Genomic DNA, 858 nt, shown 5'->3' with positions numbered 1-858 from the left:
TCGAGAGCACCCCGGACGCGCAGGTGGCCTTCATGGCCGGACTGCGGCGCGAGAGTGCTCAGCTGGACTACCGTCGCTCGAGAGCACCCCGGACGCGCAGGTGGCCTTCATGGCCGGACTGCGGCGCGAGAGTGCTCAGCTGGACTACCGTCGCTGGGCTGCGATGCTCGAGTTCCTCGATGCCGAGACGGCTCGGATCGAGCGGGAGGTGGCGCCGCAGCAGCAGGACCTCGCGCTCGCGGCCGTCCGGTCGGTCGTCGCCCAGGCGAACGGCTGGTCCGAGCACCAGGCTGCGAGCCGAAGCGCGTGATGACCTGCCAAACGTCTGGAAGGCCTTCGGTGAGGGAGAGATCGACGCTGCTCGGGTCTCGGTGATCGCGAACGGCGCCTGGAAACTCACCCAGGCCCGCTCCATCGAGAAGCTCGATGCACGTTCGGTGGCCTCGGAGAGCTACGGCAATGGGTGAAGCGGTTCATCGCACGCCACGAACCCGACGAAGTCGAGAAACGGTACGAGGACATCGTGGCGGAACGAAGCGTGACGATCCACCACTCCATCGCGGCTACGCCCCTACTGCGATGGCTCCATTGAGGACGGAACCGGCGACCTGCTCGCAGAGAATCTGCCGTCCTACGTTTTGGCTGGAATCGATCAGCGACTCGACCACGCAGCGAAGTCACTGACCGACGACGGCCGGACCCTGCACCAGCGCCGCGCGGACCTGCTCGTCGACGCGCTCGACTACATCGACCCCGACAACGACCCCGCCCGCACCTCGAACTGAACCGTCCCGGCAAGTCCGGAGGCTCTTTTCGTTGGCTCAGCCGGTCGGCGTGAGCTCGTTCCTTGCAGCGTAA

Annotated in this window: 2 protein-coding genes; both read left to right on the top strand. The window is 66.4% G+C overall.

What is annotated here, in order from left to right:
• Window positions 1-310: hypothetical protein (locus EHW97_RS15625; protein ID WP_208002090.1), on the top strand; the 310-nt coding region annotated here is incomplete at its 5' end.
• Between the two features lie 328 nt (window positions 311-638).
• On the top strand, window positions 639-785 hold the full coding sequence (locus tag EHW97_RS15440) for a hypothetical protein (RefSeq protein ID WP_166367542.1): 147 nt from the start codon (window positions 639-641) through the stop codon (window positions 783-785).
• The last annotated feature ends 73 nt before the right edge of the window (window positions 786-858 follow it).

The sequence above is a fragment of the Aeromicrobium camelliae genome, assembly GCF_003850045.1.
In the GTDB taxonomy this organism is placed as follows: domain Bacteria; phylum Actinomycetota; class Actinomycetes; order Propionibacteriales; family Nocardioidaceae; genus Aeromicrobium; species Aeromicrobium camelliae.
This window is presented reverse-complemented; position numbering and strand designations above follow the sequence as displayed.